This is a genomic window from Streptomyces otsuchiensis, from assembly GCF_004305975.1.
GTDB lineage: Bacteria > Actinomycetota > Actinomycetes > Streptomycetales > Streptomycetaceae > Streptomyces > Streptomyces otsuchiensis.
Window position 1 is genome coordinate 1 of record NZ_BHZI01000242.1, and the last position, 8,774, is coordinate 8,774.

Consider the following 8,774-nt stretch of genomic DNA (forward strand, 5'->3'; position numbering starts at 1 on the left):
GGGTGGGCGGTACCAGCCGGGGCGGGCGGTTGTAGTCCAGTCCGGTGCCGTCCTCGGACTCGCGGAGGGCGGCGTCCGGCGGGAAGTAGGGGGCGAGTTCGAGCAGGGTGTCCCCCACCGCGACCTGGGCGCCCAGCGGCCACTCGACCCGTTCCGCGTCCTTCTCCGGCGCGGTGCCGTCCACCTTGATCTCGGCGCCGCCGTGCGCGGTGACGCGGCAGCTGCCGTCGGAGGCGACCCGCAGCGTCAGGGCGCGGGCGGGCAGCGAGGGGTCGGCGATCCGCAGCGGGACGTTCTGGCCGCTGCCGATGTCGACGCGGCCGATGCCGAGCCGGAAGACGCCACCGGCGGCCGGCCCTCCGGCGACGCGCAGTTCCACGAAGCCGCTGTACTCGCCGGGCGGGCACCCCGAGGGGTCGTGCAGGCTGACGACGCAGCCCTCACGCAGGGGTGACTCCGCCAGCGTCTGCTGGGGGTCGACCGGGGCGCCGCCGACGAAGAGCTGTGGCACGGCGGCCGGGGCGGGCGGGGCACCGGGCATCTGCGGCCCGCCGAACGACGGCCGGGCACCGACCAGTTCGGCGAGCTCGGTGACGAGGTCACGTACCGGCGTCTCGGGCTCCGCGTCCAGCACGGCGTCGACACGGCTGCCGCCCACCGGATCGACCACGGTCAGGGACAAACGCACGCTGATTCCTCCCGGAAACCGCTCACTGCCGGACGGCGCCTCGCCAGGTGCCACACGCACCCACTCTCTTGCAACATAGTCGAGCGCTCAAGTCCCCCTCGCGGCGGCTTGTGTGTCACAGCCGTGTACCGGGCGGCCAGGGCCCGGTACCCAGCGGGGTGGCGCGGACACTAACCTGAGGACGGCAACCGGGCGGGGGGATGCGACCACCGCCGCTGAACAGACCGCGGGGGCGGATCCGCGTCCGCGACATCATGGAGGGGCTCGGATGAGCGACGACGGCGTAAAGCTCACATATGAGGACATCCGCAACCTGGGCAACCACCTCGGTGAGGAGCAGGAGCGCCTCGACCGCGAGCTCGGTGACCTGCAGAACAAGGTCGACGAGCTGGCCGAGGGCGGCTACCAGGCGACCTCGTCCCGCGCGTTCCAGGAGTCCTACGAGGAGTTCACCTCCGGCCTGAAGCAGATGCTGGAGGGCATGAAGGGCCTCGGCGGCTTCCTGCTGGCCGCGGCCGACCAGTTCGAGGAGACCGACATCGCGCTGGAGGCGCAGGCCCGGGGCGAGTGACGCCCGGGCGCCGCACACGGCGCGCGACGGCCGGCGCCTGACGCGGGCCGCTCGCCGGACTCGCACGATGCCCCGGGGGTCAGCGGCCCGCCGGGGCATCGACGTGCGGAGGTACACGGCCGCGCACCTCCGCGGTACGTCACCGGACTGCGACCACCCGGTACCGGCCGGGTACCGATCCGCCCGCCCCCGTACCCTCCCGCGGCGGTCCGGCCTACTGTCGTGACAGGCGCGACCGCGAGGATCGGCCCACCCGTCGGCGTGACCGGCCCCGGGCGCCGCGCCATCCGCACCACCCCTCGTCACGGCTGCCCGTCCGACGCGACCCACGCCGCGAGCGCCGACGCCCCGACGCCGTCGGCGAACCAGAAGAACAGATGTCCGATTTTCGAGCGTGGGCTTAGGGTCTGAGGTCATGAGCACAGGAGCAGCGCAGCCGCCTGGAACGGGCGGCAACCCGTACCAGCAGCCGGGGTATCACGCGCCCAACCCGTATCAGGACGCCACCGTCGGCGCACCGGCCGTCAGCGGGCCGGGGCAGGGCGGCGGACAGCGCGGCGGGCCGCACCGGACCAGGATGGCGCTGGCGATCGCCGCCTCCGTGGTGATGGTCGCCGCCACCGCGGTCGGCGGATACCTCCTGGTCGGCTCCGATGACGACTCGCCCTCGGCGTCGGCCCCGGCCGGTGACGACGCGGGCGCGGGCGGCGAGGAGCCGGAGGGCTCCGAAGCGGAGGACGGCTCCGGCCCGGACGCGGCGGACGGGGAGCCCGGGGAGGAGAGCTCGGACCCGCGCGGCGGCCTCGATTCGGCGCCCGAACCGGTGACCGACGACGACTGGCAGGTCCAGGCGTTCCCGGAGCGGGACATCGCCTACGACGTGCCCGGCCGGCACTGGACGCTGCTCGACCCCGAGCTGTACCTGAGCTGGACCGCCGAGGTGGAGAACGAGGACGGCGAGAAGGAGGAGACCTTCCCGCTGCGGGCCGCGTCGCTCCACCTGGACGAGGTCTGCGGCCCGGGCTCCAGCCGGTCGACGATCGGGGTCACCGGCGCGCGCGGCGCCGCCGGCACCGAAGAGGCGGCCCCGCGCAACGCGGAGAGCTACGCCTACGCGGCGTACGACGACGGGAGCCTCTCCGCCGACGTGGAGGTCAGCGACCCCGAACCGTTCACCAACGACCAGGGATTCGAGGGGCACATCTCGACCGCCACCATCGAGAACTACGTGCTCCCCGAGGACGGCGCGGACTGTTACGCCCCGAGCGGCAAGGTCATCGCCGTCTCCTACCTCGACAGCTCCAGCGACGTGCAGGTGTGGCTGGCCGTCGTGGACACCGGTGTCGACGACGAACTGGAGCAGGAGACCATCGACTCCATCACCAACAGTCTCCGGCTCCACGAGCAGGAGTGAGGCGGGCGCCCGCAACCCCGGCGCGGCCGTCGAAGCATCAGGAACCGAGCAGGAAACCGAACCAGCAGGGGGACAGCATGTCGAACGCCCTAGGCCCGACCGGAAGAGCACGGCGATGACCACCGGACCGCAGCAGCAGCCGGAGCCGGGCTCCAACCCGTATCTCCAGCCGGAGTACCACACGCCCAACCCCTACCAGCAGGCCACCGCGGCCGGGCCGGCCGTCGCCGGTACGGGCGGAAGCGGCGGCGGCAAGGGCGGCGGGCTGTCGCACACGGCCAAGATGAGCCTGGCGATCGCCGCCTCGGTCGTCATGGTCGCCGGCACCACCGTCGGCGGTTTCGTCCTGACCTCCGGGTCGGACGACGACTCCTCCTCCGTCGCCGCGCCGCCGGGCGACGGCGATATCGACGAGGACGGCGACGAGACCGACCCGGACGGCGACGCGGACACGGAGACGGACGGCGAGGACGACGGGGAGGACGAGGACGAGAAGCCCTCGGACCCCCGCGGCGGCCTCAACGAGCCGGTGGAGCCGGTGGTCGACGACGACTGGCAGGTCCAGGCGTTCCCGGAGCGCAACAACGCCTTCGACGTGCCGCCGGAGTGGACTCTCAGCAAACTGGACGTCATCCGCGGCTACGAGTTCTACGACGAGGACGACGAGCACCAGCTCATCGCGCTGCGCGGTGCCGCCACCTACATGGAGGGCTTCTGCGGCAGTTCCTCCAGCCGGGCCCTGGTGGGCACCACCGGCGCGCGCGGAGCGAGCAGCACGGAGCAGGCGGCCAGCAACGAGGCGCTGAACTGGGCGCACTTCGCCTACGACGAGACCCAGTCGGGCACCCGTACCGACACGCCCCCGGAGCCGTTCACCAACGACCAGGGGTTCGAGGGGCACATCGCGATCTCGGAGATCGAGGACTTCCCGATCGACGAGGAGGACGAGGACTGCGCCTCCCCGAGCGGCAAGGTCATCGCCATCTCCTACCTCGACGCCGCCTCGGACGTCGTGGTGTGGCTGATGGTCGTCGACACCGGCATCGAGGACGAGCTGGAGCAGGAGACGATCGACCAGATCACCAACAGCCTCCGCTGGCACGACCCGGGAAGCTGAGCGCCGGGCCGCCGGTGGTGAACGCGACCGGCGGCCGGTGAACGACGAAGGCGTGGACGCCACCACCCCCAACGGTGGTGGCGTCCACGCCTTCCTCGTCTGGGCCGGACCGCACGCGGCCCGGCCCGCGGCGTGTCCCGGCGCGGATCAGGCCGGGGCGGTGAAGCCGCGCTTGATCTCGGCCCAGCGGGCGCGCTGTTCCTCGCTCATCCGGTCGCGCAGCTCGGCGAGTTTGAGCAGGTTCGCCTCCGCACCGGCGGTGAGCGTCTGCGCCTCCGCGAGGTAGTGGTCGTCGATCGCCGACTCCAGCTCCTCCTCCGTCATGACCGGAACGATGCGCTCGGCCAGGCGGTTGGTGTTGCGGTAGGAGCCCTGGAGGCGGAACGGCGGCTCGGTGCGGTGCGCGTCGTCCTGCGTGGCGGAGCGGATGTAGGCCGCGTTGACCTTGAGGGTGGTGCGCTGGATGTGCAGCAGCTTGGCCAGCACCGAGGTGATCTGTTCCAGGTCGGCCGCGCTGTAGGGGTGGTGCAGCCGGTCCGGGGAGACGGAGTCGTCACCGCGCGCGAGGCGCACCAGCAGGTCGATGTCCGCGCGTTCGCGCGCGGCGAGCGGCGCCAGGACCGGATTGGAGGTCAGGGCGTTCTCGACGTGGCTCAGCGCGAACTGCTCCTCGCGGCCGGAGAGGACGTCGCCGAGGTTCCAGACGTCGGCCCGGTTGGCGAGCATGTCCGGGACCCGGAAGCGGGTGCCGCCCTCGGTGAAGGGGTTGCCGGCCATGCAGATGGCGAACCGCTTCCCCCGCAGGTCGAAGGTGACGGCCTGGCCGTCGGCGCGCACGCCGTCGATGCGGCGCTGGGCGTCGCACAGCGGGATGAACCGCTGGAGCAGCTCGGGCGAGCAGTGCTGGATGTCATCGAGGTAGAGGAAGACGTTGTTCCCCATCTCCAGACCGAAGTTGATCTTCTCCACCTCGCGGCGGGCGGCGGCGTCGGGTGCGGCGGCCGGGTCGAGTGAGGTGGTGCCGTAGCCGAGCGCGGGACCGTCCACCTTGACCAGCACCAGACCGAGCCGGGCGGCGACGTACTCCATGAGCGTCGTCTTGCCGTACCCGGGCGGCGACAGCAGCAGCAACAGGCCCTGGCTGTCGGTGCGGCGGTCCTCGCCGGAGGTGCCGAGCTGCTTGGCGAGGTTGTCGCCGATCAGCGGCAGATAGACCTCGTCGATCAGCCGGTTGCGGACGAACGACGACATCACCTGGGGCTTGAAGGCGTCCAGGCGCAGCCGGTCGCGTTCGGCTTCGAGCAGCGCGTTGCGCTGGCGGGTGTAGGCCCGGTGCGCCGGGACCCGGGTGGTGCGGAAGGCCGTGGTGCGGGCGAGGAACTCGTCCAGTCGCAGGGCCAGTTCGCCGCCCAGGACGCGGGGGTGGGCGCCGAGCAGTCCGGTGGCGTCGGCCCGCAGCGGGGCGTCGACCGGCCGGTGGTCGAGGATGTCCTCGCACAGCTGGAGGGCGACCGCCTCGGTGAGGTCGTCCAGTGGCCTGCCCTCGGACTCGGCGTAGGTGCCGAGCCAGGCGGTGACCAGCTGGTGGCGTGCGGGGAGGTCTTCGGCGAGGGCCGCGGTGTCGGCGGTGAACTCCCGGGTCCCACCGGCGCCGAGGGCGCTGCGGAAGTCGCCGAGCAGTTCCCGTGCCGCCGAGCCGGAGGCGAACTCCGGTCCTCCCAGTGCCAGTTCCTCGAAGAGGTAGTCCCCGGTGGCAGTAGCCTCGGCGGGGGTGAGCCCGAGGTTCAGCCCGGCCTCCTCCGTGAACGTTCCTACCAGGGCAGCCAGTTCGCGGGCCAGATCGGTGACGGCCGCGGAGGCGCCGAAGGCGGCCCTGGCCCTGGCCAGGGACCGGGCGCGGGTGGTGAGTCCGCTACGGGTCTCCTCGCTCGTCCCGAAGGCCCAGGCCAGTTGGGCCGCCGACCGCACCTGCGGTGCGAACCGCAGCAGGTCGGCGTCGGCGCGCAGCCGCAGCACGGCCGCGAGGACGCGTTCGGCGTCGTGGTCGTGGACTCCCCGGTCGTAGCCCTCGTCGTAGGCGGCACCGGCGAACTCCCGGACCAGAGCGAGCAGTTCACCGGAGGCGAGAGCTTCGTCGAGCCGCTTCCGTCCCGCCTCGGCAAGGACGGTGGCGGCGAGGTGCTCGGCCCGGTAGACCTCGGCGGACTCCGAGACCAGCGGCTGGTCCCAGAACTGCTGGGTGGCGGCGAACGCCGGGTCGGTGACCCGGGCGCGGTAGTCGGTACCGGTCACGGCGAACGCCAGCGCGCCGTCCTGCGGCACCAGCGTCAGGTCGATCGGCTGGGTGTTGACACCGAAGCGGTGACGGCCGAGGCGGACGCTGCCGTCCTCGCCGTAGAGGTCGGCGCGGTCGCGCAGCGCGCGTGCGGCCTCCTGCCGGATCGCCTTGATCCGGCCCTCCAGCTCTTCGGCGCGCACCGTCTCGCCCATGGCGCGCAGTTCACCGGCGGCACCGCGTACCCGCTCGACCAGGGGGTCGGTGGCGAAGTAGCCGTTGATCTCGTCCAGGCTGCCGAGCGTGCCGGTCCGGCGCACGATGGTGGCGAGGATGCGCCCGGCGGAGTCGGCGAGCCGTTCGGCGTGCCGGGCGCGCTCGTCGAGCTGGGCCTGCTTGCGGGCGGAGAAGGTCTCGTAGATCTCCTCGCGCTGTTCGGTGAGCCGGTTCAGGAAGTCGTCGAAGGCACCGAAGCGGGATTCGAGGTTCTCCAGCTGGAGCAGCAGCCGCCCGAGCTGGTCGTCGCACTCCTCGGGGGTGGTGGCGGCGGCCAGCGCGCCGGAGACGGCCTGGCCGAGCAGGGCGTACTCGGCGGCGAATTCGGCGCGGCCCTCGGTCTCCAGGAGTTCACGGCGGCGGCCGTCGAGCACGGCGCGGGCGCGGTTGACGGCGCCCATGACCTCGCCGATCCGCTCCAGCAGCCCGGTGCGGACGGTGGCGTCGGCGATCTCCAGTCCGCCGATGACGTCGGTGACCGTCCGCAGGGCGTCGGCCTGTTCGGCGATCTCGGCCGCCGGGGCCTCGGAGTCGGCGACGGTCTCCACGGCGCCGGCGCGCTCGGTCAGTTCGGCGACGGCCGTGTGCGCGTCGTCGAAGGCGTCCTCGCGGGAGAGGAAGGCCACCGCGCGGCGGCCGGTGGCGGCCAGCGCCTCGGAGAGCTGCTCGCTCGTGGCGGCGAGCGCGTCGAGGTCGGCGTGGCGCATCTCGCGCAGCGACTCGGTGCGGCCCTGGGCGCGGCGCAGTTCGGTCAGCAGGGTGACCCACTGCGGCGCGCTCTTGGGCGCCTCGCCGCGGGCGCGCCGGATCAGGGTGGTGACCTCGGCGTCGTTGGCGGCGGTCGCCTCGGCGGCCTGGCGGCGCAGTTCGACGACGCGCTCGTACTCGTCGATGACCTGCTCGGCGGCGGTGCGCAGCGTCGCCAGCGGTTCGTCGAGGCGGTGGAGACCGTCGACGGGCAGCCAGTGGTAGTCGTCGGCGAGCCGGCCGCAGGCGGCGACGACGGCCTCGAACACGGCGGTGCCCGGGGCCAGTTCGTCGGCCATCCGGGCGACGGTCAGGGCATCGGAGATACCGCGCACCAGCTCCGCGTTGCCGATGCGGGCGAGCGGGCCGTCCCCCTGCGGCTGGGCGGCGTCGTGGGCGTCGGAGACGAACGGGGTGTGCCAGACCTGCATCGGGTGGACGCGGGTGGCCTCCTCCCCCGTCGCCCGGAAGACCACCATGGTGCCGTCGTCGAACAGCGAGAACCCGTGCGAGGCGATCGGGTTGGCGACCTCCTTGCGGATCAGGTTGTAGGGCAGCAGCAGGGTGCGGCCCTCGGCGCGGGCGTGGAAGACGTACAGCACGTCCTCGCCGTTAGGCGACCGGATCGCGGCCTTGTACTCCAGGTCCGAGGTGTCGGTGTCGAAGGTGCGGGCGGCCGCGCCGGCGGGGGCGGCGGTCAGGTAGTAGCCGCCGGGGAAGATCAGGCCCTGGTCCTCGGGGAGGCTGTGGCAGGCCTGCCCGATGCCGTCGAGCCGGACGACCTCACGGGTGCGTCCGTTGTAGACGAGGTAGCGGTGGGTCTTCTCGTTGTAGGGCAGGACGCGCAGCAGGATCAGCGGGCCGCGGCGGGCGTAGGAGATCTCCGCGTCGGCGAGGGACTGCAGCGGGGCGTCGACCGGTTCGCTGTAGACGTCCTCGCCGTCGTCGGTGGAGTCCTCGATGCGGACGGTGAGGCTGCCGCCGACGGTGTCGACGAAGAGTTCGCCGTCGATCGCGACGGTGGGGTGCTGGCCGCCGGTGTGGTGGTGGCGGTCGGTGACCGTCCACGCGAAGTCGTGCGCGGGCGGGAAGACGTGGTCGCGCTCGCCCTTGGCGTCGATGTACTCGGGGGCTCCGTCGGCGTCGATGCGCCAGCGCAGCACCCGGATGTCGGAGAGCCGCTCGCCGGTCTGGAAGACGGCGAGCAGCAGGGAGCCGACCAGTCGCAGCTGGAGCAGGTGCGCCTGGCGGTAGTAGCGGAAGAGGCTCTCGAAGTCGCGGCGGAACGCGGGGTCGTCGAGGAGGCCGGGGACGGCGTCGGGAGGCGCGGCGCCGAAGTGCCGTCCCTCGCTGTCGGGGTCGTAGCGGTGGAGGCCGAAGACGTCGCTGACGGCGGTGTCCTGCTTCAGGCCGAAGTGGACGTTGTAGCCGACCAGGAGCACGCCGCCGACCTGGACGATGTCGCGCGGCACGCAGTTGTGCTCGGTGCGGATGCGGTCGGTGGTGAAGAGGGCGAGTTCGGTGCCGCCGAAGGTCTCGACGCGGCGGGCGTTGAGCTGCTGCGCGCGGTCGGCGAGATCGGATGCCGCGGCCTTCATCCGGTCCCTGAGCACCTCGTAGGTGCCCGCGTCCATCTCCTGGCTCATGGATCTCCTGCGGCTTGCGGTACGTCGGGGCGGGTGGGGG

General features: G+C 72.6%; 4 protein-coding genes and 1 pseudogene. 3 read left to right on the plus strand and 2 right to left on the minus strand.

What is annotated here, in order from left to right:
• Positions 1-688 (minus strand): annotated as a pseudogene (locus E0D90_RS20230) (EsaB/YukD family protein); the annotation flags it as partial.
• Between the two features lie 268 nt (positions 689-956).
• Between E0D90_RS20230 and E0D90_RS20235 the strand changes: the two are divergent.
• From E0D90_RS20235 to E0D90_RS26705, 3 genes are all read left to right on the plus strand, one after another.
• Entirely contained in the window at positions 957-1,259 is a 303-nt protein-coding gene (locus E0D90_RS20235; RefSeq protein ID WP_103501045.1) for a WXG100 family type VII secretion target, read from the plus strand.
• A 415-nt stretch (positions 1,260-1,674) separates the two neighbouring features.
• Positions 1,675-2,673, plus strand: a complete 999-nt coding sequence (locus E0D90_RS20240) for a DUF8017 domain-containing protein (RefSeq protein WP_130799537.1) — start codon at positions 1,675-1,677, stop codon at positions 2,671-2,673.
• Between the two features lie 115 nt (positions 2,674-2,788).
• Entirely contained in the window at positions 2,789-3,790 is a 1,002-nt protein-coding gene (locus E0D90_RS26705; protein WP_157996899.1) for a DUF8017 domain-containing protein, read from the plus strand.
• A gap of 147 nt (positions 3,791-3,937) precedes the next feature.
• Here the strand turns inward: E0D90_RS26705 and E0D90_RS20255 are convergent, their stop codons facing one another.
• Positions 3,938-8,734 (minus strand): DNA repair ATPase, encoded by a 4,797-nt coding sequence (locus E0D90_RS20255; RefSeq protein WP_130799539.1) that lies wholly within the window; start codon positions 8,732-8,734, stop codon positions 3,938-3,940.
• Positions 8,735-8,774: the final 40 nt, after the last annotated feature.